Below are 21909 nucleotides of genomic sequence, written 5' to 3' on the forward strand. Positions count from 1 at the left end.
GCAAGGCGGGCCGCCCGTCCGAGGGGGCTCGGCTCCCTCTCAGACGGCGGCCCGGGCTCAGCTCACCTGGGGGCCGAGAACACGCTTTCGCGCCCACGCGCCGCCTCGCCCTGACGGCGCAGCTCTTCTTTCGCCACCGTACCGATGTGAACGATGTCCGGGCCATCGGCCAGACGCAGGGTGCGGGCCTGGGCGTACATCATCGCCAGCGGGGTGTCCTGGCTGACGCCCGCGCCGCCGAAGACCTGAATGGCACGGTCGATAACGGCCAGCGCCATATTGGGCGCAACCACCTTGATGGCGGCGATCTGACCGCGCGCCTCCTTGTTGCCCACCGTGTCCATCATGTGCGCGGCGTTCATGGTGAGCAAGCGGGCCTGGTCGATTTCCATGCGGCTCTGCGCAATCAGTTCGCGGACATGCTGGTGTGCCGAGAGCGGTTTTCCAAAGGCCACACGCTCAGAGGCACGCGCCACCATCAGTTCCAGCGCCCGCTCGGCCTGTCCAATCAGGCGCATGCAGTGGTGGATGCGGCCCGGCCCCAGGCGGCCCTGGGCGATCTCAAATCCCCGGCCCTCGCCCAGCAGCAGACTTGACGCCGGCACGCGCACGTCCTTGAAGGTCATCTGGGCGTGGCCGTGCGGCGCGTCGTCGTAACCGAAGACGGTGAGCATGCGCTCCTTGGTCACGCCCGGCGCGTCCAGGGGAACGAGGATCATGCTCTGCTGCAGGTGGCGCTCGGCATTCGGGTCGGTCTTGCCCATGAAGATGCTGATGGCGCAGCGGGGATCGCCCGCTCCCGAGGTCCACCATTTCTCGCCGTTGATGACGTAGTCGTCGCCGTCACGCACAATGCTGGACTCGATGTTGGTCGCGTCGCTGCTCGCCACATCCGGCTCGGTCATGGAAAAGGCGCTGCGGATCTCTCCGTTCAGCAGCGGAATCAGCCACTGCTCCTGCTGCTCGGGGGTGCCGTAACGGGCAAGCACCTCCATGTTGCCGGTGTCGGGCGCGGCGCAGTTGAAGACCTCCGGCGCCCACCATACCCGGCCCATGATCTCGCACAGCGGAGCGTATTCCAGGTTGCTCAGCCCCGGACCGAAGGTGCCGTCCGGGTCGCTGGCGGGCGGCAGAAACAGGTTCCACAGCCCGGCCTCCCGCGCCCTGGGCTTGAGGTCATCGATCAGCTGCAGGTGATGCCAGCGGTCGCCGTCGTTGATCTGCCGCGCCGCTTCCGCCTCGTTGGGGTAGATGTGCTCCTCCATGAAGGAGCTCAGGCGGGCGCGCAGGTCGCGCGAGCGGTCGGAGACGTCGAATACGGTCATAGGGGTTCCTCCTCGGGGGTCAGGGGCCGGAAGCTGGCCGTCTGGTCCTCAATACTGATCAGAAAGGTGCGGTGGCCGAGGTCGCCGTCCCGGCGCAGAATCAGGCCAAGGGCCAGGATGCGCTCCATGACCGCCTCGGCCTGTTCCAGCAGGTCCGGGTCCGGGTCGGCGGCCAGCCGGTGGGCAAAGCGGGCGTCCTCGTCGAACAGGGGCCGGTAGGAATCAAAAGCCGGTGTGGGATCGAATGTGGCCTGGACGGCGAAGCCCTCCGTACTGGCAACGGTCAGGGTGCCGAGCACCTCCGCGCCGCGCTCCAGGGTGTAGGTGGTACCGGTCTTCATGAAAAGGTGGCGGACAGGGCCGTCACAGGTAGACCCGGAACACGCTCTCGGCGGTGGCGGCAGGCCGCTCCTCGCCCTCGATCTCGATGGTGTTCAGAACCGTGATCTGGACGTGGCCCTCCCCGTGGTCGGCGGACTGCAGCACGGCGCGGTTGCGCAGGCGGCGGCCCACCCGGACCGGCGAGATGAAGCGCACCCGGTTCAGGCCGTAGTTCACGGTCATCCGCCCTCCCTCGATGCTGACCGCCCCGCCCCGCACCGAGAACTCCCCGGCCAGCAGCGAAAGGGTCAGGAAGCCGTGGGCGATGGGAGCACCGAAGGGTCCGGCAGCCGCCCCCTCGGCGTCCACATGAATGAACTGATGGTCCCCAGTGGCATCGGCAAAAGCGTTGATGCGCTCCTGCGTGATCTCGATCCACTCGGAGAGGGCCACCTGCTGTCCCAGGTGGGCGCTGAGTTCGGCAGGCTTCACAGGGCGGTGACGCCGCCGTCCACGGCGATGTTCTGGCCGGTCATGAAGGCGCTCGCGTCGCTGGAGAGTAGCAGGGCCAGACCCTTGAGGTCGTGTTCCCCGCCCAGGCGGTGCATCGGCGTGTTCTCCAGGATGGACTGCTCGCCGTAGGCGATGGTGCCCTTGGTCATCTTGGTGGGAAAGTAGCCGGGGCAGATGCTGTTGACGGTAACGCCCTTGTCTGCCATCTCGGCGGCCAGGGCACGGGTAAAGTTCACCAGTCCGCCCTTGGAGGTGTTGTACGCCACCGTGGGGGTCATGCGCGGGTCGTTGCCCTTGAGGCCGGCCACGCTGGCGACATTCACGATGCGGCCCGCCCCACGCGGCAGCATGCAGCGCTTGAGCACGCTCTGGGTGATCAGGAAGGTGCCGTTGAGGTTGACGTTGATCACCTTGAGCCACGCGTCCAGGGGGTGTTCGGCGGTGGGCGCGCCCCAGGTGGCTCCGGCATTGTTCACCAGGATGTCGATCTGCCCGACTTCCGAGACCATCCGCTCGACGGCGGCGTCGATGCTGCCGAAATCGCTCAGGTCGTTGGTGTAGACGTGCGCCGTGATGCCCAGATCGGCCAGGTGGGCCTTCGCCTCGTCCAGCTCGTTCTGTTTGCGGGCCGTCAGGATCACCGTCGCGCCGTACTCGCCCAGCGCCTCGGCAATCTGCAGACCCAGGCCGCGCGAGCCTCCGGTGATAAGGGCGATTTTCCCGCTCAGGTCGAACAGTTCTTTCAGGGGCATCGGTGGACCTCCGTGTCAGAGAGACGTGGCTGCAGGCAGCGTGCCGGGGGGGCGTGGAGCGCAACAGGTTGAAGAGCGGCCCTCAGCATAGGCCGAAGTTTACGTGCGCGTCAATTATGAACGTCTGGGGACATTCCCGACCCGGCGGGGAAGCGGACGGCCAGGACGCGGACCTGCTGCGGCGCTCCTGCAGAAATGGCCGGACTTCCGGAAGAACCATTTCAACCGGTGTGCACAGGCGTTTTGGTTCTCCGGATTGTAAGAGTTCTGTTCGGGGCCTGCCTCTAGGGTCAGGGCACATGAGTGCCCCCTAAGTGCAGCGTAAACCCCGTTTCCCGCCCGTGCGAATGGCCGCTGCGCTCCTGTTCCCGGGCACACCATCTCCCCCTCAGAAGGAAGGTACGACCATGGCAAAGATCCTGATTGTTGACGACTCTCCCGCAGACATCCGCTTCATGACCGAGGCCCTCAAGGGCAGCGCCCACTCCTGCGTGACCCTGACCGACGCCAAGGGCGCCGAGGCCGCGGTGGAAAAGGAGCGCCCGCAACTGGCCCTGCTGGACGTGGTGATGCCCGAACGCAACGGCTATGAGACCCTGCGCGCCCTCAAGCGCCTGCCCGCCGCCGAGGGCATGAAGGTCGTGTTCGTGAGCAGCAAGGGGGCGGAATCCGACGTGAAGTGGGGGCTGCGTCAGGGCGCCGTCGACTACCTGATCAAGCCCTACACCCCCGAGCAGCTGCTGAGCCTGATCGACCGGCACGTCTGACTTCCATGGCCGAGACCTTCCTGCTGTTCCGCAGTTCATCCCGGATGCTGGCGCTGCCCACCCGGCAGACCCGGCAGGTGCTGCCGCTGGGCCATGTCTCGCCGCTGCCGGCCACCGGGGGCAGCCTGCTGGGCCTGATGCCCGCGGGGGGCCGCGCCGTTCCGCTGGTCAATCTGGCCCTGCTCGCCGAACTGTCCGCAGAGCCGCAGGAAGCCGCCCCGCTGGTCCTGCTGTGTGACCACGCGGGCGAGGCGCTGCTTCTGCCCATCGAGGAAGTGTTGGGCAACGTCACCGAGGAGACCGCGCCCACTCCCGGCGCGGCCCTGCTGCAAGACGCCACCTTCGGCGCGACCCGGGCGTCCCTGCTGAACCTCACCGCCCTGGTCGGGGCCATCGGCACCCGCCTCCAGCCCGCCTGAAGACCGCCCCGGTCAAGCCGCCCGCCGCGTTCCGCCCCCGCCCCACCAGGAGCACCCATGCTACAGAAGTTGCCCACCACCGCCGACCCGACCAGTCTTCCGAGCCCAGCAGGTGCCGCGCGCCCATTCACTGACGCGCGCCCCAACACCGGCCGCGCCGCCGGGAAGCCGCGCCGCGCGCTGGGGCTGCTCGACCGCCTGAGCGTGGCCCAGAAGCTGGGGCTGGCCGGAATCCTGTTCGCCATTCCCACTGTGGTGCTGGGCGTGACCACCTCGCGGCTGCAGGGCCAGCTGCTGCAGCCCGTGAACCTGGCCCACCAGGCCCTGCCGTTCGCACAGGCGGTCGACAGCCTTCACGCCAGCCTGAGCGCCTACGCCCTGAGTGCCGGGGCGGTCGAGGGCGGCGGGGCCGCCGAGCGCAAGGCTCGCGATGCAGCCGGTCAGAACGTGACCCAGGCGCTGCAACAGCTGCAGGACCTGCTCTCGGCCCAGGACGGACGCAGCGCCAACGCGCAGCTGCGCGCCCAGCTGCGCCAGGAACTGCCCACCGACAAGTTCAAACTGGCCTGGGACGATTTCCGCCGGTCGGTGCAGTATGCCTCGCCGGGCAACGTGGCGAGCAGCTACGGCACCCTGCAACCCGGCCTGGAAAACATGCTCGCCGACATTGCCCGCCTCAGCCAGCTGGAGGTAGGGGCAGGGCGCAGCAGCATCTTCGCCCTGCAGCAGGCCAGCCTGAATCACCTGACCACCCTGCGCTTTGAGCTGACCCAGGCCGAGCTGCTCGCCCGCAGCATCCAGTCCAACCGGGGCGCGGCGGTCAACGAGGTCACGGCGCTCACGGCGCTGATTCCGCTGACGCGGGCGGCGGCGAACGAGGTGCTCGACGGGGTGTCCAACGCCGTGGAAACCAGCGCCACCCTGCCCAAGGACCTGGTGGCCCAGGCCCGGCGCCTGAAGTCCTCGACGCTGGCCGCCGTAGACAACCTGTCGCTCATCACCGAGGGCCAGACCGTCAGCGCTACCAACGCCTCGGTGACGCGCGCCCTGCAACAGGCCCAGACGCTCAGCGGAGCGTCCCTGAGCGCCCTGGTGGGCGAGACCCGGGCCGTGCAGTACGCCGGGCAGCGCTCGGGGCTGGGCATTGCGGCGCTGACCCTGACACTGGTCGCGCTGGCGATCATGCTGCTTCTGGCGATTCTGCGCCACCTGCTGGGCGGCCTGCGCGGCCTGACCGACGCCTCGCGCCGCCTGAGTACCGGGGACTTCAGCGCGCGTGTGCAGCTGGGCAGCACCGACGAGCTGGGCCAGCTGGGACGCACCATCAACAAGGCGGCGGCGCAGCTGCAGGAAAACGAACTCAAGAACGAGCAGGACCGCTTGGAAGCCGCGCAGCTGCAGGCCAACGTCGGGGAATTCCTGGACGTGACCATGGACATCGCCGACGGCGACCTGACCCGGCGCGGCAAGGTCACCGAGAACGTGCTGGGCAACGTGGTGGACTCGATCAACCTGATGACCGAGGAGCTGGCCGGGGTGTTGCAGAACGTGCAGCAGGCCTCGCGGTCCGTGACCGGCGGCTCACAGGCCATGCTGGACACCACCGAGCAGATCCGCCAGGGCCTGCTGGTCACGGCCCAGGAAACCGAGCGCGCCCAGCAGCAGGCCCACGAGATGACCGAGGGCATCCGCCGCATGTCGGCCATCGCCCAGGCGTCTGCCGACTCGGCCCGCCGCGCCCTGGAAGCTTCCGAGCAGGGACAGCTGGCCGTGACCGGCACCCTGGAGGGCATATCGGCCATCCGCGAATCCTCGCGCGGCGTTGCCGAGCGCGTGCAGTCGCTGACCCAACGCTCCGAGCAGATTCAGGACATCGTGGACTCCATCGGCCACATCGCGTCCCAGGTCAACCTGCTCTCGCTGCACGCCTCCATCGAGGCGGCGGGTGCGGGCGAGGCCGGCTACCGCTTCGCCGTCGTGGCCGAGGAAGTGCGCGGTCTGGCCGACCTGTCCACCGAGGCCACGGCGCGCATCGCCACGCTGATCGCCGGTATCCAGGCCGACGTGCAGGACGTGGCCGGACGCATGCAGGCCAACACCGCACAGGTCGAGCAGGGCTACCTGGTGGCCGGGCAGGCCGGTGAACGTCTGCGCGAGATCGGCGAGCTGGCCCAGGTCACCGCGCAGTTCGCCCAGGACATCTCGGGCGCCGCCCAGGAACAGGTGCAGGGCGTGCAACACATGAGCGGTGCGGTCGGTCAGATCGCCGCCGTGGCCCAGCAGTCGCAGCACTCGGCCGAGCAGGGACGCAACGCCGCCGAGGGCCTGCAGCAGCTCGCTGACCGCCTGGGCCGCAGCCTGGCACGCTTCCGTCTGCCGGGCTGACCTTTCCCGCCTGCCCTGAACCCCCACGATCCGTCCACACCGGCCGAACCGGATTCATCCAGCCGACCCAAAGGAGCCCCGCACATGTCCCAGAACGCCCGTCTCGATCCCTTCCTGAGCACTCCGAAGCCCACCCAGGGACGCCGCAAGGCAGCCGCCTCCACCGCTCCGTCCGGACAGACGCGGACCGGCGTGCTGGGCCGCATCGGCGTGGGCCGCAAACTGGCCCTCACGGCCGGCATCTTCGCGCTGCCCATCACGGCGCTGCTGTTTCTGACCGTCAGCGGCCGGCAGCACGACATCAACTTCATTCAGCGTGAGCAGGCCGGCGTCAGTCAGATCGCCGACTACCAGCGTTTCCAGTCGGAAATCGCCAACTACGTCAGTGCCCGCAACCGGGGCAACAAGACCACCGCCTCCACTGCCCAGGCCGCCGCCACCCAGGCCCTGAAGAACCTGCAGCAAAGCACCAAGGCCCTGAATCTGCCCGCCACCCAGGCCACCGTGGCCGCGCTGTCCGGACAGTGGAAGCAGTTGCAGGCCGGCGACATCGGGCCCAGCGGGCTGCTGCTCGCCTCCAACTACAAGCAGTTCTATGAAGATCAGGTGCTGCCCAGTCTGGAGACCCTGCTGCAGGAATCCAACCTGCTGCTGGACCCCACCGCCGCTTCCTCCTTCGCCATTCAGTCGGCACTGGTGGAACTGCCCGAGGTGCGCGCGCGGCTGTCGGCGCTCTCTGCCCTGGCCGCCTCTCTGGAGCAGGTCAAGGGTCAGCCGGACCTCGTTGACATCATCGCGCCGCAGTACCGCGATCTGGCGGTCCGCGCCGGGGTGGCCCTCGACGCCGCCTTCAGCGCGATCAAGCGTGCCGAGGCCCAGGACGAAAGCTTGACGCCCACCCTGGGCACAGCGGTCCGGAACCTGGAACCGGTGCGCCAGACCATTGCCAGCGCGGCCAACGCGGACCTGCTGCGAAACGTCAACCAGCGCGCCAACCTCAATGCTGTTCAGGCCTCGGTCGAGCAGGTGGCCACCGCCATCAGCATCGGCACCGAGGAGATCAACCGGCTTCTGAAAAACCGCGTCGCGGTGGAGCGCAGCGCCCAGCTGTTCGAGCTGATGGCGGTCGGCCTGCTGACCCTGCTCGCCGCGCTGCTGCTCGTGGCGGTCAGCCGCGCCATCACCCGCCCCCTGACCCAGCTGACGCGCTCGGCCCGCCTGCTCGCGCAGGGAGATTTCAGCACCACCGTGCAGGTCACCAGCCAGGACGAGCTGGGGCTGGTCGCCGGGGCGTTTAACGAGGCGGCCACCCAGCTGCACAGCAACCAGCAGAAAGCCGAGCAGGAACGCCTGGAAGCCGCGCAGCTGCAGAGCAACATCAGCGACTTCCTGGACGTGACCATGGACATCGCCGACGGCGACCTGACCCGGCGCGGCAAGGTCACCGAGGACGTGCTGGGCAACGTGGTGGACTCGATCAACCTGATGGCCGCCGAGCTGGCCGGAGTGCTGGGAGATGTGCAGCACGCCTCACAGTCCGTCACCGACGGCTCGCAGGCCATGTTGAACACCACCTCCCAGATCGGTGACGCGACCCGCCTGACGGCCGCCGAGGCCGCCCGCGTGGCCGGGCAGGTTCAGAACATCACCGCGGCCATCCGCGAGATGGCCGCGCAGGCCCAGAACTCGGCCGAGACCGCCCGCGCCGCGCTGCTCGCCTCGCAGCAGGGACAGGAAGCCGTGACCGGCACGCTGGGCGGCATGCAGAACATCCGCCGGGAGGTGCAGGGGGTGGCCAAGCGCATCAAGGGCCTGGGGGACCGCTCGCTGGAAATTCAGGAAATCGTGGACACCATCTCCCAGATTGCCCGCCAGACCAACCTGCTCGCCCTGAACGCCTCCATCGAGGCGGCGGGCGCGGGCGAGGCCGGCGGACGCTTCAGCATCGTGGCAGACGAGGTGCGCAAGCTCGCCGACACGTCCTCGCAGGCCACCGCGCGCATCGCCACGCTCATCAAGAACGTGCAGGCCGAGATTCAGGACGTGATCGTGAGCGTGGAGGACGGCACCCGCGAGGTGGAACAAGGCTACCGCGTGGCGGGCAGCGCCGGGGAACGTCTGCGCGAGATCGGCACGCTGACGCAGCAGTCCGCGCAGCTTGCCGAGAGCATCGCCGCGTCCAGCCAGGCGCAGGTAACGGGCGTCGAGGAGATGGGCAGCGCGGTGGAGCAGATCGCCGCCGTCGCGCAGCAGTCCCAGGGCTCCGTGGAACAGGGCCGCGCCACCGCCGAGCAGCTCGAACAGCTGGCCCAGGGCCTGAACGCCAGCCTGACCCGCTTCCGGCTGCCCTCGTAGGCCAGGCACAAGGAGACGACGATGCCACACCGCGACAGCGCCCAGTACGACAGCGACCACAGTGACCTGATCAGCGGCTTTATCCAGGAGGCCGGGGAGGTTCTGGACGGCATGGAGGCGGGAATCGGGACGCTGCGCCGCGCCCCGGCAGGCCCGCAGGACGCCGAGGGCCTGGGCACGCTGGGCCTGCTGGCCCACCGCCTGCGGGGCAGCGCCGGACTGTACGGCTACTCGCAGCTGTCCAAGATGGCCGCCCTGCTTGAACGGATCCTGGACTCCAGACCCCTGCTTCACGGTGAGCAGCGTGAGCAGTACCTGGCGCTGCTGGACACCAGCCACGCGACCCTACGCGAGGGCCTGAACCGCATCGGGCGCGGCGAACGCGAGAGCGACCTGGGCCTGAATTTCGCGCGCTCGGGCGGCGCGGCCCAGCTGCAGGCCCTGCTGAGCGTGAATCCCGCGGCCTTCAAGCCTCGTCCGCCGGAACACCGGCTGAGCCAGATCACCGAGACCCCGGACGACCAGACCCCTGGCCCCGCAGACGCGGCGGAAGAGGGCGCCTCGCTGGAGGACGGCCTGCGCCAGTTTTACCGCGACAATGCCGAGATCTGGGAATACTTTGCCCCCGAGATCCGCGAGCACCTGGGGGGCCTGCGGGCCCAGCTCGACGCGGCCACGGACGGCGCGGACCCCGATCTGGACGTGATGTTCCGCGCCGCGCACACGGTCAAGGGCAGCTCGTACATGGTGGGGCTGCCGGGCCTGGGCGACTTTGCCCACGGCATGGAGGACCTGCTGGGCGGCGTGCGCGACGGCGTGCTGCGGCTGGACGCCCCGGTGCTGGAGGTGCTGGACCTGGCCCTGATCGGCATGGACAGCCTGCTGCAGGCGGCCGAGGGGGGCAGCGCCCCGGTGGCGGGTCAGCTCGCCGCGCTCAGCTCCCAGATGGCGGCCCTGGCGGGAGGACAGACCCCGGACCACACGCCCCCGGCGCAGGCGGACAGCACTCCGGCCAGCCCCGAGGGCGGCGCACCGGCCGGCAGCCTCAGCCCGGAGGTCGCCTCGATCCGCGTGCCTGCCCGGCAGCTCGAGGGCCTGATGGATCAGCTGGGCGAACTCGTGACCGCCCGCTCCCGGCTGGGACAGAGCCTCTCGCGGCTGGACGAGCTGCAGCAGGCCATGCTGGGCAGTCAGGTTCGCTTTCAGCGCACGGTGCGCGACTTCGAGGAACGGCACCTCAACCCGGACATGGTGCGCGCGGCCGAACACCCCGCCTCCGAACCGATGGGCGGCATGGGCGACGCGAACCTGACCCAGCAGTTCGATGAGTTGGAATTCGACACGTACAACGACCTGAACATCCTGGCCCGCAGCATCACCGAGCTGAGCGCCGACTTTGCCGAGGTACGCCGCCGACTGAGCGAGACGGTGGGCGAACTGCAGGGAGAAAACGAGCTGCTGGGCAAGCTGCTGCGCCAGCTGCGCCTGGACGTGACCCAGACCAGCCGGGTCAGTTTTGCGCAGACGGCCAACCGGCTGCGGCGCTGGGCCCGCGAACACGCCGAGCGCTTCGACTTTCTGGTCGAGGGTGAGGAGGTGCAGGTGGACAGCGCCGTGCTGCAGCGCCTCATTGACCCGCTGATGCACCTGCTGACCAACGCCCTGCACCACGGCATCGGCAGCGCCGAGGGCCGGGCCGGGGCCGGCAAGAGCGGGCGCGGCCGGGTGTGGCTGCGCGCCGCCCAGCGCCAGAACTTTCTGGAAGTCAGCGTGCAGGACGACGGTCAGGGCTTGGACCTGGACACCATTGCAAGCCGCGCCCTGGAAAAGGGCCTGAGGTCCGTGCAGGAACTGGACCGCATGTCCGACGACGACCGCGCCCGCCTGATCCTGCTGCCGGGGTTGTCCACCGCGCAGGGGGTCAGCACCGTGGCCGGACGCGGCGTGGGCATGGACGTGGTGGCCACCACCGCCCGCCAGCTGGGGGGGGAGCTGCTGATCCGCTCGGTGCGCGGATCAGGCACGACCTTCACGCTGCGGCTGCCCACCACCCGGCGCATCGTGGACGTGCTGCCGGTGCGCGCCGCGGGGCATGAGCTGGGCTTTGCCGTCGGCGTGGTGCGGGCGCTGCGCGAACTGCACAGCCATGAACTCGGCATAGGCGAACACGGCTTCGAGGTGCCCTTCGAGGGCCGCAGCCTGCCGGTGGTGGATCTGCGCGCCATCTGGGGACTGGCCCCGGACGCGGAGGACGACGGCGAGCTGCACCGCCTGGTCATCCTCGCCACCCCTGCCGGAGACGTGGCGGCCCGCGTGGACAGCTTTGGGCAGATCGAGGAAGTCAGCGTGTCGCCCCTGGGCTCGCTGCTCAGCGGGCTGGAGTATCTGGCCGGCACGGCGCTGTCTGCAGCCGGAGACGCCTTCTCCCTGCTCGATCCCTCCGGCCTGATCCGCCTGGCCCGCCGCCCACAGGACTTCCTCAAGCCGCAGGCCAGCGTGGGGCAGGGCCGGGGACGCACCCGCCTGCTGCTCGTCGACGACTCGCTGAGCGTACGCAAGCTGGTGGGGCGCATGCTTGAACGCGGCGGTTACACGGTGATCACGGCCAACGACGGTCAGGAAGCGCTGGACCTGCTGCAACTTGACGCCGAGTTCGGAGCAGTGATCAGCGACCTGGAAATGCCGCGCATGAACGGTTACGAACTGCTCTCGGCGGTGCGGGGACGTCCGGCCACCGCGCGGCTGCCGCTGATGATCATGACCACCCGCGCCGGCGAGAAACACCAGCGCCTCGCCCTGCAACTGGGCGCGAACGACTACTTCACCAAGCCGGTGAACGAGGCGCTGCTGCTGCGCCGCATCGGCGACGTGCTGGCGGTGGAGGCATGACCGCTCCGATGAACGTGCCCTCGGTCCTGACCGTCCTGAACGACCCGGCACGCGCCGCCATGTACGGTCATCTGGCCCAGCTCGCCGGCGTGCAGGTGATTCAGGCCGAGGGAGCGCTGCACGCCCTCACCCAGCTGGAACGCACCCCGGTCAACGCGATCATCTGCGACACCACCCTGCCCGACATGACCGGCGAGGAGTTTTGCAGCGTGCTGGAGGGCGACGGACAGCCGGACCGCCTGCCGGTCTACCTGATTCCCAACGTGCCGGGGGACGGGGAAGCGGGCCGCGCCGGGGGTCCCGAGGTCCTGATCCGGGCCTTCGAGGGGCTGGGACTGGAGCCCGGGCGCTATCCGGTGCCGCTGAACTGCAATGCCCCGACCCAGCTCAGCGGCGAGCTGGGCGCGTTCGGACTCGCCGAATTCCTGAACTGGGTCGCCGAGCTGGGCTACACCGGCCACTGGCTGGTGACCGCCGGCGCCCCACAGCGCCCCGGACCCTGCGGGCACCTGACCATGCAGGCCGGCCGCCTGAACTACGCCGAGTTTGGCGGGCGCTCGGGCAAGGCGGCCCTGCTGGGACTGCTCGCCTGTCTGGAACAGCGGAGCGGAGGCGAGTTCCGCTTCTATCAATGCGCCCAACTGCCGGCCACCTCGCATCCCGACTTCACCCAGTCCACCTCCCGGCTCCTGATCGAGCTGGCCGTCACCCTCGACGAGGCCGCTCCCCGGGTCCGCTGAGTTCCGGTCTGGACCACGGCCCCGCACCGGGCCCCAAACACTCCATCTCCCTTTCTGCCCGCTGTACGCGGCGACCGCACAAGCCGAGGAACCGTATGCCCCAGATCTTTATCGTTGACGACAGCATCAGTGTCCGCAAGGCGCTGGAAATCACCTTCAAGCGGCATTCGCTGGGCAGCTTCAGCGCGGTCAGCGGCGAACAGGCCCTGGAAACCCTGGAGGGCCGCCCCACGGTCGACCTGCTGATGGCCGACGTGATCATGCCCGGCATGAGCGGCCTGGAACTGTGCCGCGCGGTGCGCCGCGATCCCCAGTTTCAGCACCTGCCGGTGGTGCTCATGAGCGGCAACATCGACGAGGACATCCGGCGCCAAGCCCGGGAGGTCGGAGCCAACGGCGTGCTGCGTAAACCCTTCAGCCCCGAGGAACTGATTCCGATGGTCGAGGAGCTGCTCGCCGCCGTGCCGGTGGCCGCCGCGCCGGCCGAGCCCTCCGGGGCCGAGGCCGAACCCCACGCGCCCACTCCCACCCACCTGCCCGACGGCTTCGCGCAGCTCGTGGCGGAAGCCCGTCAACGCGCGGATGTGGAAGCCGTGCTGGTGCTCGACGCACAGTTCAGCGTGGTGGCCGGGGATGAGCCCACCTCCGAGCTGGCCGCACAGTGGCCCATGTACATCCGCTTCTTCATGACGACCGCGCAGGTGGTGGGGCAGGCGCTGCTGGGCGACGAGTTGCAGGCCGTGACCCTGAGCTACGCGGGCCGGCAGGTCACCTTCCAGGTGCAGCAGGGCCACACCGTGGTCACCCTAAACCGCCGTGAAAAGACCCTGAACTGAGTGACATCAGACGGGGGCAGTCTCTCTTCGACAAGGTGGGACTGCCCCGTTTGTTCTGCGCCCCTCGGAAGCGGCGCGGGCGCGGCCCCGAGGGGTCAGCCCCACCTTGCCCCGCACAGACTGGCGTCAGCCGTCGGCCGGCAGCGTGAAGAAAAAGGTACTGCCCTGGCCGGGAGTGGATTCCAGCCACAACCGTCCTCTATGCCGCTCGATAATCCGGTGCGTGATCGACAGGCCGATGCCATTGCCCTCGTACTGATCGCGGGTGTGCAGGCGCTGGAAAATCGTGAAGATGCGTTCAAAAAACTCTGGCGCGATTCCAATGCCGTTGTCCTGCACGCTGAACTGCACTTCTCGCCCCATACGGCACGCGGTGACAGTGATGCGCGGAGCCCGTTCCGGCACGCTGAATTTGAGGGCGTTGCCAATCAGGTTCTGGAAGATCTGCCGGACCTGGGTGGGATCGCCCTGCACGGTGGGCAGCGGGAAGACCTGCAGGTCGGCGCTGGTCTGTTCGATCTGACCGTGAAGGTCCTGCACCACCTGGGCCAGCACGTCGGCGGTGTCCACCCGGACCGATGTGCGTGCGCCGGTGGTCACCCGGGAGAACGCGAGCAGGTCCTGCAGCAGGCGGGACATACGGGCGCTGCCCTCACCGATCATGCGCAGGTACAGCTCGGATTTCTCGTCGAGCTGACCGCCGTGTTTGCGCGCCAGCAGCTGCGAGAAGCTGGTCACGGTGCGCAGCGGCTCCTGCAGGTCGTGGCTTGCCACGTAGGCGAACTGTTCCAGTTCATGGTTGCTGCGGCGCAGTTCCTCGTTGGCCCGCTCGACCTGCCGCTGCGCCTCAAGGCGTTCGGTCACGTCCAGGGAAACGCCCACCACCTCGCTGACCTGCCCCTTCTCATCGCGCAGCGGCACGAACCAGGTCTCCAGCGTGATGCCGCTGGACTCAACCTGCATCAGGCCATGGGTGCTCTCGCCGGCCAGCGCCCCCGCAAGCCACGTGCCCGCCCGCAGATCCGGCTCATGCTGGAACAGGGTGGTCGCGCACTGACCCACCGCCTGCTCCGGTTGCAGGCCCAGCCGGGTCAGCAGCCGTCCTTCCGACAGGGTAAACACACCCTGGGCGTCGGTGGCGAACAGCAACAGCGGCGCATTCTCGGCCACCACCTTGAGGTAGTGCTGCGTGCGGTCCAGTTCCCTGAGCGCCTGCGCGCCCTCCAGCGCCAGCCCCAGGCTATAGACCACGGTGTCCAGCATGGCCCGGTCTGTCTCTGACCACCGGCGTCGCCCGAACAGGGCCACAGCGAAAACGCCGCGCACCTCTCCCCGGACCGTCACCGGCAGGGTGGCAGTCGCTCCGATGTGCCGCACGTGCTCGTGCAACTGATCGGTATCCAGGTCGTAGACATCCTGGTAATACGGCTGATGGCTGGTATACGGTACGTTCAGATTCTGCGCACTGTCCAGCGGCAACCCCGCATCCAGGGCGGCCTGCAGCTCAGCATGACGCAGATCCCCGCTCTGGGACTTGACGCGCCACAACGGTCCCTCGGGTTCGTAGTAGGTGGCTGCGCCGTCGGGCAACAGCGAGCGCACCACGTCCTGGGCGCGGTGAATCAGGGCGTATGGATCGCCGTGCAGGGTCAGGCGGCGCGTCAGGTCCGCAAAGGCCTCCAGCACGCGCGTCCGCGCGGCCAGCTCGGCATTCTGCACCTGCAACTGCCGGGCATCCTCGGCGCGCTCCAGTGCCAGCCGCAGGCTGCTGCCCACGGCGCGGAACACAGCCTGCTCCCGCTCACTCCATTCTCCGGCCCGCTGAATGCCCATGGCCAGCATTCCGCGGGCTTCTTCGGCCACAAAGCAGGGATACAGGGCCACCGCTCCGTAACTCTCGGTCTGCGCCACTTCCTCGTAGCCCGCGTCCCAGCCCGGAATAAACAGGACATCCCGGCTATCCACGGCCCGGGCAAAACTGGGAGCCTCCGGCGCCACGCCCGCCGTGATGGAGGCGACCACCTCCGGCGTAAGGTCATCCGACCAGACCCGCGCCTTCCACAGACCATCGGTCCGTTCGTAATACGCCACGCTCAGGTCGCCCAGGGTGGCACGCAGAACGTCCACCGCGTGGGTGGCGAGTTCCAAGCCCTGACTGGTACCCGCCGAGACTTCCGTGAAAGCCACAAAGGCGTCCAGAGCGGCGCGGCGTTCTTCCAGTTCACGGGTGCGCTTGGTCCGGACACGCAGTTCGTCCGCCACGCGGACCCGGTCCAGGGCGAGCGCTCCGTGGGCCGCCAGAAGATGCAGGGCCGCGGGCAGCGCGCGGTCCGCTGGCGCGTCCTGGGCCTGGGCCGCGCCGAGGTCGAGGACGAGCGCCCCCAGCAACTGCCCCGCCATGCTCAGCGGTACGACGGTACAGGGGCCCGCAGTCCCGGAGGACTGAACCTCTGGCGGCCACGCTTCAACGGCAGCCCGCAGGGTGGCCAGGCACGCCGGCCCACCCAACCCCGCTTCCTGTTCCTGAAAGGCCACAGTCTCCAGCCCACCGGCCGATTCATCCAGCAGGAAGACGGCCCCCGCCGCCGCCCCGGTCAGGTCCAGGGCGCCGCTCAGCAGGGTCTCTCCGACGCTGCTCCGGGTGGAGGCCGCAGAGACCTGCAGGGCCAGTGTCAGGAGACGCTGGGCTGCCGCGTCAGAATTTTGTTCTGGAGGGGAAATATGGGTCATGTGGAGGGGGCCGAGCTTCAGCCACTATAGGGCCTGCCCCCCAGTGGCCGGGTCGGGGCTGGTTTCACGTCGGTCCCGACCCCTCCGGCCACAGGTCAGTGCCGGGCCATGAACGCCAGGACCTGCCGGTTGAAGTCCTCCAGCCGCTCCACGGTGGGGATGTGGCCGGTGCCCGGGTAGGTGATGAACTCCGCCCCCGGAATGCTGGCGGCCAGATGCTGCCCGTTCTCGTAGCGCACCAGGGGGTCGGCGTCCCCGTGGACCACCAGCGTCGGCACGGTCAATCCGGCCAATTCGGCGGTCACGTCATGGGTCCGCGTGGAGCGGAACTGCCGGGCGTACTGCTCGGGCGTCTGCGGGCGGTACCCGGCATTCGCGGCGATGGCGTCGGCGGCCCGCGGATGGGCGTCCAGAAAGCCGGGGGCCATCATCAGGCCATAGGTGCGCCGGGCGCGCTCGCCGGGAGAGAGCGTGAAATCGGGGCGCAACGACTCGAGCCCCGCCGGGTCCGGCCTGACATGACCCTCTCCCCCGGCCGAGGTGCTGACCAGCGTGAGGCTGCGCACCAGTTCGGGCCAGCGCACGGTCAGATTTAAGGCGATGAAGCCCCCCATGCTGATGCCCACCACATGCGCGGGCGCGGCGTCCACGGACCGCAGGAAGGCGGCGGCATCATCGGCCTGATCGGTGGTGGCGTAGTCGGCCTCGGCGGGATCGCTGTCGCCGGTATCGCGGTGGTCTATCGCAAAGCTGCGGTACTTTTCCCCGAACACCGGCAGCTGCCCGCGCCAGCCCAGGCGGTTGCTGCCCAGCCCGGTCAGAAACAGGACGTTGCCCTGTGGCTGTTCGGGGCGGACCTCGTCGTAGGCCAGGGTGCGGGGACCGATATTGCACAGGCGGGGTTCGGGAATCTTCGGGTGTGCAGCGGACATCAGAACCACCTGTCTTGCATCTCGTGCGTGGTGGCGTCGGCGCTCGCCAGCAGTTCGGCGTGAAACTCGATCCTGGGCAGCTCATAGACGGCAAAGAACCGGGCGGCCTGCAACTTCCCCTGGTAGAAATCAGCGTCGTCACTCTTGGCCTGCGGCAGGGCGCGGGCGGCCGTTGCGGCCTGCCGCAGCCACATCCAGCCCACCACCGTGTGCCCCAGCATCTCCAGCGCGCTGTTGGCATTCGCCAGAAAGAGGTCCGGTCCGAGGTCCGTGGCGCGGCCCAGGATGGCCTTTAGGGCGCTCTGGTTGTGCTTCAGCGCCGTGGCCAGGGCGGCGCGAATCTCATCGAGTCCTTCGAGCTGCTGGGCTTCTTGCAGGTCCGCCTCCATCCGGGAGAGCAGAATTTCCAGGCCGCGCCCACCCGCCTGCGTCAGCTTGCGGCCCAGCAGATCGTTGCCCTGAATGCCCTCGGTGCCCTCGTGGATAGGATTCAGGCGGTTGTCACGGTAGTACATCTCGACCGGATAGTCGCGGGTGTACCCGGCCCCGCCCATGACCTGAATCGCGTCACTCAGGGCTTCCTGACTGTATTTGCTGGGCCACGACTTCACGATGGGGGTGAGCAGGTCAAGCAGCAGGCCCGTATCGGCGCGCTGCTCTTCCCGCCCGGTTTGCAGGTCATCCACCAGACTGGACGCGTACAGGCCCAGCGCCAGTCCCCCCTCCACAATGGCCTTCTGACGCAACAGCAGACGTTTGACGTCCGCATGGCCGATGATCGGGATGGCCGGACTGTGCGGGTCTTTGTTGCTCGCGAGGCGGCCCTGCGCGCGCTCACGGGCGTATTCCAGGCTGGCGAGGTATCCCGCGTAGCCCAGCATCACCGCGCCCATGCCGACGCCGATGCGGGCCTCGTTCATCATGTGGAACATCTGCCGCAGGCCCTGGCCCGGCTCGCCGACGAGTTCACCGATGGTCTCGCCGCCCTCGCCGAAATTGAGCAGTGTGTTCGTGGTGCCCCGGTAGCCCATCTTGTGGTTGAGCCCCGCCAGCACGACGTGGTTGCTCTCGCCGGGTGTGCCGTCCTCACGAATGCGGTAACGCGGCACCAGAAATAGGCTGATGCCCCGCACCCCGGCCGGACCGCCCTTGATGCGGGCCAGAACCAGGTGGACGATGTTCTCGCTCAGCTCGTGCTCGCCGCCCGAGATCCACATCTTGCTGCCCGACAGACTGTAGGTGCCGTCCTCCCGGGGCGTGGCGGTGGTCGTGATGTCGGCCAGCCCCGAGCCGGCGTGCGGCTCCGAGAGCGCCATGGTGCCGAACCAGCGGCCCTCGATCAGCGGAAGCATGTACCGGCGCTGCTGCTCGGGCGAGGCGAATTCGCGCTGCAGATTGGCATTGCCGATGGTCAGGAAGGGATAGCCGCTGCTGCCGACGTTGGCCGCCTGAAAGTGGGCCTGCACCGCCTGCAGGATCACCCACGGCAGTTGCAGGCCGCCCAGTTCCTCGTCGTGGTGGGCACCAAAAAATCCGGCCTCGCGAAAGGCCTTCATGGCCTCGGCCACGCCGGGCACCAGCTGGACCTTGCCGTCCACCACGTGCGGCTCGTTCAGGTCCGCCTCGCGGGCGTGGTTGGCAAAGTACCGGTCGGCCACGTTGTACGCCAAGTTCAACACGTCCTCGTACACCTCGCGGCTGTGGTCGGCGAAGCGGGGACGCTCGGGCAGGGCGGCGCTGTTCAGCACCTCGAACAGTTGAAAGCGCAGGTCGCGTTTGCTCAGAAAGGGGGCCATGTCAATTCTCCTTCGTCACACAGGACGGCTTTACACAGGGCAATTTCACGGGGCGGGTGTCCGCGCACGTCTACTTTGAACGTTGGCGTTAATATAGGCCATTCACCTGATTTTCTCGCCCCCATTCTCCGGAGGTTCTGCCCATGCGTGCCCTTATCTGCCAGACGTTTGACCAGCCCGAAGCCCTGAGTGTCCAGACCCAGCCCGACCCCACCCCCGGCCCCGGCGAGGTGGTGATGGAAGTCCGCGCCGCCGGCGTGAACTATCCCGATGCCCTGATGGTCATGGGGCAGTACCAGATCAAGCCCCCGCTGCCCTTTATCCCCGGCGCGGAGGCGGCGGGTGTGATTGTGGCCGTCGGGGAGAACGTGAGACACCTGCATGTCGGACAGCGGGCGGTGGCCTTTACGGGGACAGGCGCCTTCGCCTCGCACCTCAAGGCGGATGCGGGGGCGGTGATGCCGCTGCCCGACGGACTGGACTTCGAGGTCGCCGCGACCCTGCCCCTGGCCTACGGCACGACCATGCACGCGCTGGTAGACCGTGCCCGGCTGCAGGCGGGTGAGACGCTGCTGGTGCTGGGCGCGGCGGGCGGTGTGGGGCTGGCGGCGGTGATGATCGGCAAGGCGCTGGGCGCCCGGGTGATCGCAGCGACCGGCAGCGACGAGAAGCTGCAACTGGCCCTGGACCACGGCGCAGACGAGGGCTTCAATTACGCCAGCGAGGACCTGCGCGAGCGCATCAAGGCCTTGACGGACGGCAAAGGGCCGGATGTGATCTTCGATCCCGTGGGCGACCGCTACGCCGAGCCGGCCTTCCGCAGCATCGCCTGGGGTGGACGTTATCTGGTGGTGGGCTTTGCGGGCGGTGAGATTCCCAGGTTGCCGCTGAACCTGCCGCTGCTCAAGGGGGCCTCGCTGGTGGGCGTGTTCTGGGGCGAGTTTGCCAAACGCGATCCGGCCGCCAACGCCCGCAACCTCGCGCGGCTCTCGGGCTGGGTCCTGGAGGGCCAGGTCCGGCCGCTGGTCAGCGAGCGTTACACGCTCGAACGCGGCCCGCAGGCCATGCGCGACCTGCTGGAACGCCGCGTGACCGGCAAGGTGGTCATTACGCCTTGAGCGCCCCACCGCCGGAGCTGTACACCACTGCCGAACTGGCCCGCGAGGCGGGCGTGACCCGCCGCACCGTCATGCACTACGCCGAGCTGGGGCTGCTCACGCCCGATCTGGTCACGGCCTCCGGGCGGTCCCTGTACGGCCCCTACTCGCTGCGGCTGCTGCGCGACCTGATCGACATGCGCGCCCTGGGCATGACCCTGGAAGAAGCCCGGGACATGGTGATCTTGCGCCGCGCCACCCACGACATCCAGGGCAACTACCGGCGTGACTGGCGCCGGGAGGACGTACCGCTGGATGACCTGCGGCTTCAGGCCCTGCAGACCCGCCTGCGTGCCATCAACGCCGCCTATGCGCGGCAGGCCGACAACCTGGCCCGTTTCGACCGCTGGCTCACCAAACGGTTCACCGGGGGGACGGGACACGAGCACGGGATCGAGGGGTCCGGCGAGGAGTAGACCGGCCCCGGACCGCCGCCTGCTTTGTCCCGAAACACGCCGCGCCCGACACAAACCGCCTGAGTTGTCCGGTAATCCGGTGATAACGCAGCGCCGCCTGCAGGCCACCTTTTCAGGAAGCGGTGGCCTGCAGGTGCTGAAGGTGGAGCAGCAACTCGGCCGTGAATTCCGTGAGCAATCCGTCCACCTTGGCCTTTGAGGCGGCGCGCGTGATCTCCTGAGGATCCGGCTGACCGACGATCATGCCCATGCGCAGCAGGGCGTATTCGCTGACGCTCAGGCGTTCGCGCAGCAGGAACTGCAGCGTCTTGAGCGCCGCGTCTACCTGGGCCTCAAGCGGCTGTGGATCGTCGGTGGCCTCAACCAGGGTGGGCATGTACGAGGGGGCCACCACCCGCCGCTCTCCCCCCTCGGCGGCGGCTTCAGGATATTTGTTGTCCTGATCGCGAATGACATCGACAAGCACCGCCGAGCGGTTGCGCGCCTTGTATCCGCCGTCCAGCAACCGGCGAAACTTTTCCAGGCGACGGCGCACATGGTCCTCGCCGTACTCCAGAACCAGTCGGCGGGCCACCGCCGCAGAGACGCGGTGCCGCGCGAGTTCGGCGATTAGAGGGCCGTCGGGCACCGGTGACGCGGCCAGAACGTCAAGATCGGCGAAGCGGTAGGTCAACTGCTGCTTTTGCCCCCGGCCCTCGTATTCCACGGCGCTGAGGTAGTGGCGCTCCATCAACTCCTCGTGCGCTCCCTGCAGGGTCGAGCGAATCTTGTTGCTGCGGCGGTCCACGATCTTGCAGGCCTCGGCCCACTCGATCAGGTTGACCGTGAAGGAGGGCAACGGCTCACGCGGGTCTTCCGGGGGATAACGCCGGGCGTCCAGCAGGCGGTACAGCGCCCGCGTCAGGGGCCGGTCCAGACTGGTCAGAAACTCCAGGTCCAGGGGCTTGGTGTAGCGCGCCCGGATGGACTTGACGATGGGTTCGGCCAGCCGGATCTTGAGGGTGCTGCTGCGGCTCAGGCCAAGGTCCTCATCCCCGCTGGTGAACTCCAGGGCCTCCAGATAATTGAAAGTCACGGTGGTCCAGTTGCCCCGGCGGTGGTCCCGCCACGCCTCGGAGGCGGTGTAGGTGGCCGTTCTCAGCCGGAAAAGCGTCTGGCGCAGATTCTGGTAATAGCGACCCGAGTCGTGCAGTCCGGCGCGCTTGAGGATCTGATACGCCGTGGTGTGCAGGACACCGTCTTCCGGACAGCCGTCCTCGACGTACAGGTCAATCAGGGCAGTGGAGATGTCTCCGTCCAGGCCATGCGGAACCCCACCGTACTTGGGCACGGCGTCACAGCTCAACCGTGCTGGCCGTCCCTCGACATGAAAGTCGATGGTCCATGACGTGAAGGTCTCCGGGACGCGCTCCTGAATACTGATCAGGCCCAGACGACCAACATTCGCCTCATCAATTCGCGAGATCTCTTTGGGAGACGCGGGGGTGGACTTCTGGGAACGCTTGCTGCGTGTCAACGCCTCGGGCCTCCTGTTCAGATACCCGCCATGATACCCGTCTGGGCCCCTGCGGAGCCA

At 68.3% G+C, this 21909-nt stretch carries 17 protein-coding genes; 9 read left to right on the forward strand and 8 right to left on the reverse strand.

Translation table 11 applies throughout. The features are described from left to right. Positions 1-62 precede the first annotated feature (62 nt). From IEY21_RS02010 to IEY21_RS02025, 4 genes are read right to left on the reverse strand one after another with little or no spacing between them, the layout of a single operon-like run. Positions 63-1325: an acyl-CoA dehydrogenase family protein gene (locus IEY21_RS02010; protein ID WP_188900821.1), complete on the reverse strand. Its 1263-nt coding sequence runs from the start codon at positions 1323-1325 to the stop codon at positions 63-65. Further along, positions 1322-1666 carry a hypothetical protein gene (locus tag IEY21_RS02015; protein ID WP_188900823.1) on the reverse strand — a complete coding sequence of 115 codons (345 nt, stop codon included), beginning with the start codon at positions 1664-1666 and terminating at the stop codon, positions 1322-1324. The genes IEY21_RS02010 and IEY21_RS02015 overlap by 4 nt, the downstream gene beginning before the upstream one ends. Before the next feature lie 22 nt (positions 1667-1688). After that, a complete protein-coding gene (locus IEY21_RS02020) occupies positions 1689-2138 on the reverse strand; it encodes a MaoC family dehydratase (RefSeq protein WP_188900825.1) in 450 nt (149 codons plus the stop codon). Then, on the reverse strand, positions 2135-2911 hold the full coding sequence (locus tag IEY21_RS02025) for an SDR family oxidoreductase (RefSeq protein ID WP_188900827.1): 777 nt from the start codon (positions 2909-2911) through the stop codon (positions 2135-2137). The genes IEY21_RS02020 and IEY21_RS02025 overlap by 4 nt, the downstream gene beginning before the upstream one ends. Positions 2912-3318: 407 nt before the next feature. Between IEY21_RS02025 and IEY21_RS02030 the strand changes: the two genes are divergently transcribed. From IEY21_RS02030 to IEY21_RS02060, 7 genes are all read left to right on the forward strand, one after another. Continuing rightward, positions 3319-3678 (forward strand): response regulator, encoded by a 360-nt coding sequence (locus IEY21_RS02030; protein WP_188900828.1) that lies wholly within the window; start codon positions 3319-3321, stop codon positions 3676-3678. A 5-nt stretch (positions 3679-3683) separates the two neighbouring features. Continuing rightward, positions 3684-4097 carry a chemotaxis protein CheW gene (locus tag IEY21_RS02035; protein WP_188900830.1) on the forward strand — a complete coding sequence of 138 codons (414 nt, stop codon included), beginning with the start codon at positions 3684-3686 and terminating at the stop codon, positions 4095-4097. Between the two features lie 57 nt (positions 4098-4154). Further along, complete coding sequence (locus tag IEY21_RS02040) at positions 4155-6482, forward strand: methyl-accepting chemotaxis protein (protein WP_188900832.1); 2328 nt, start codon at positions 4155-4157, stop codon at positions 6480-6482. Positions 6483-6566: 84 nt separating this feature from the next. Further along, a complete protein-coding gene (locus tag IEY21_RS02045) occupies positions 6567-8837 on the forward strand; it encodes a methyl-accepting chemotaxis protein (protein WP_188900834.1) in 2271 nt (756 codons plus the stop codon). A gap of 21 nt (positions 8838-8858) precedes the next feature. Continuing rightward, positions 8859-11726, forward strand: a complete 2868-nt coding sequence (locus IEY21_RS02050) for a hybrid sensor histidine kinase/response regulator (RefSeq protein ID WP_188900836.1) — start codon at positions 8859-8861, stop codon at positions 11724-11726. Beyond that, on the forward strand, positions 11723-12466 hold the full coding sequence (locus tag IEY21_RS02055; RefSeq protein ID WP_188900838.1) for a DUF4388 domain-containing protein: 744 nt from the start codon (positions 11723-11725) through the stop codon (positions 12464-12466). Before IEY21_RS02050 ends, IEY21_RS02055 begins: the two co-directional genes overlap by 4 nt. 95 nt (positions 12467-12561) lie before the next feature. Then, positions 12562-13302, forward strand: a complete 741-nt coding sequence (locus IEY21_RS02060; protein ID WP_188900840.1) for a response regulator — start codon at positions 12562-12564, stop codon at positions 13300-13302. 126 nt (positions 13303-13428) lie between these two features. On the opposite strand, the gene IEY21_RS02065 is transcribed toward IEY21_RS02060, so the two are convergent. The 3 genes from IEY21_RS02065 to IEY21_RS02075 all read right to left on the reverse strand — a co-directional run bounded on the left by IEY21_RS02065 (position 13429) and on the right by IEY21_RS02075 (position 18760). Beyond that, entirely contained in the window at positions 13429-16032 is a 2604-nt protein-coding gene (locus IEY21_RS02065) for an ATP-binding protein (RefSeq protein WP_188900842.1), read from the reverse strand. A 95-nt stretch (positions 16033-16127) separates the two neighbouring features. Beyond that, the gene (locus IEY21_RS02070) at positions 16128-16964 is read right to left on the reverse strand and encodes an alpha/beta fold hydrolase (protein WP_188900844.1); all 837 of its coding nucleotides are present in this window, start codon (positions 16962-16964) and stop codon (positions 16128-16130) included. Next, on the reverse strand, positions 16964-18760 hold the full coding sequence (locus IEY21_RS02075; protein WP_188900846.1) for an acyl-CoA dehydrogenase: 1797 nt from the start codon (positions 18758-18760) through the stop codon (positions 16964-16966). Before IEY21_RS02075 ends, IEY21_RS02070 begins: the two co-directional genes overlap by 1 nt. Positions 18761-18903: 143 nt before the next feature. Here IEY21_RS02075 and IEY21_RS02080 point away from each other — a divergent pair, with 143 nt between their 5' ends. Together IEY21_RS02080 and IEY21_RS02085 are read left to right on the forward strand one after the other, a co-directional pair. After that, positions 18904-19878 (forward strand): NADPH:quinone oxidoreductase family protein, encoded by a 975-nt coding sequence (locus tag IEY21_RS02080; protein WP_188900848.1) that lies wholly within the window; start codon positions 18904-18906, stop codon positions 19876-19878. Then, positions 19875-20333, forward strand: a complete 459-nt coding sequence (locus IEY21_RS02085) for a MerR family transcriptional regulator (RefSeq protein WP_188900850.1) — start codon at positions 19875-19877, stop codon at positions 20331-20333. The genes IEY21_RS02080 and IEY21_RS02085 overlap by 4 nt, the downstream gene beginning before the upstream one ends. 112 nt (positions 20334-20445) lie before the next feature. Here IEY21_RS02085 and IEY21_RS02090 read toward each other — a convergent pair whose 3' ends face one another. Continuing rightward, on the reverse strand, positions 20446-21849 hold the full coding sequence (locus IEY21_RS02090; protein ID WP_188900852.1) for a replication initiator protein A: 1404 nt from the start codon (positions 21847-21849) through the stop codon (positions 20446-20448). Positions 21850-21909: the final 60 nt, after the last annotated feature.

This window comes from Deinococcus aerophilus (assembly GCF_014647075.1).
Lineage (GTDB): Bacteria > Deinococcota > Deinococci > Deinococcales > Deinococcaceae > Deinococcus > Deinococcus aerophilus.

Coding starts and splice junctions, on each gene's coding strand:
- IEY21_RS02065 (WP_188900842.1), bottom strand. CDS start 16,032: ATGACCCATATTTCCCCTCCAGAACAAAATTCTGACGCGGCAGCCCAG.
- IEY21_RS02080 (WP_188900848.1), top strand. CDS start 18,904: ATGCGTGCCCTTATCTGCCAGACGTTTGACCAGCCCGAAGCCCTGAGT.
- IEY21_RS02075 (WP_188900846.1), bottom strand. CDS start 18,760: ATGGCCCCCTTTCTGAGCAAACGCGACCTGCGCTTTCAACTGTTCGAG.
- IEY21_RS02010 (WP_188900821.1), bottom strand. CDS start 1,325: ATGACCGTATTCGACGTCTCCGACCGCTCGCGCGACCTGCGCGCCCGC.
- IEY21_RS02055 (WP_188900838.1), top strand. CDS start 11,723: ATGACCGCTCCGATGAACGTGCCCTCGGTCCTGACCGTCCTGAACGAC.
- IEY21_RS02025 (WP_188900827.1), bottom strand. CDS start 2,911: ATGCCCCTGAAAGAACTGTTCGACCTGAGCGGGAAAATCGCCCTTATC.
- IEY21_RS02070 (WP_188900844.1), bottom strand. CDS start 16,964: ATGTCCGCTGCACACCCGAAGATTCCCGAACCCCGCCTGTGCAATATC.
- IEY21_RS02015 (WP_188900823.1), bottom strand. CDS start 1,666: ATGAAGACCGGTACCACCTACACCCTGGAGCGCGGCGCGGAGGTGCTC.
- IEY21_RS02040 (WP_188900832.1), top strand. CDS start 4,155: ATGCTACAGAAGTTGCCCACCACCGCCGACCCGACCAGTCTTCCGAGC.
- IEY21_RS02035 (WP_188900830.1), top strand. CDS start 3,684: ATGGCCGAGACCTTCCTGCTGTTCCGCAGTTCATCCCGGATGCTGGCG.
- IEY21_RS02060 (WP_188900840.1), top strand. CDS start 12,562: ATGCCCCAGATCTTTATCGTTGACGACAGCATCAGTGTCCGCAAGGCG.
- IEY21_RS02045 (WP_188900834.1), top strand. CDS start 6,567: ATGTCCCAGAACGCCCGTCTCGATCCCTTCCTGAGCACTCCGAAGCCC.
- IEY21_RS02050 (WP_188900836.1), top strand. CDS start 8,859: ATGCCACACCGCGACAGCGCCCAGTACGACAGCGACCACAGTGACCTG.
- IEY21_RS02030 (WP_188900828.1), top strand. CDS start 3,319: ATGGCAAAGATCCTGATTGTTGACGACTCTCCCGCAGACATCCGCTTC.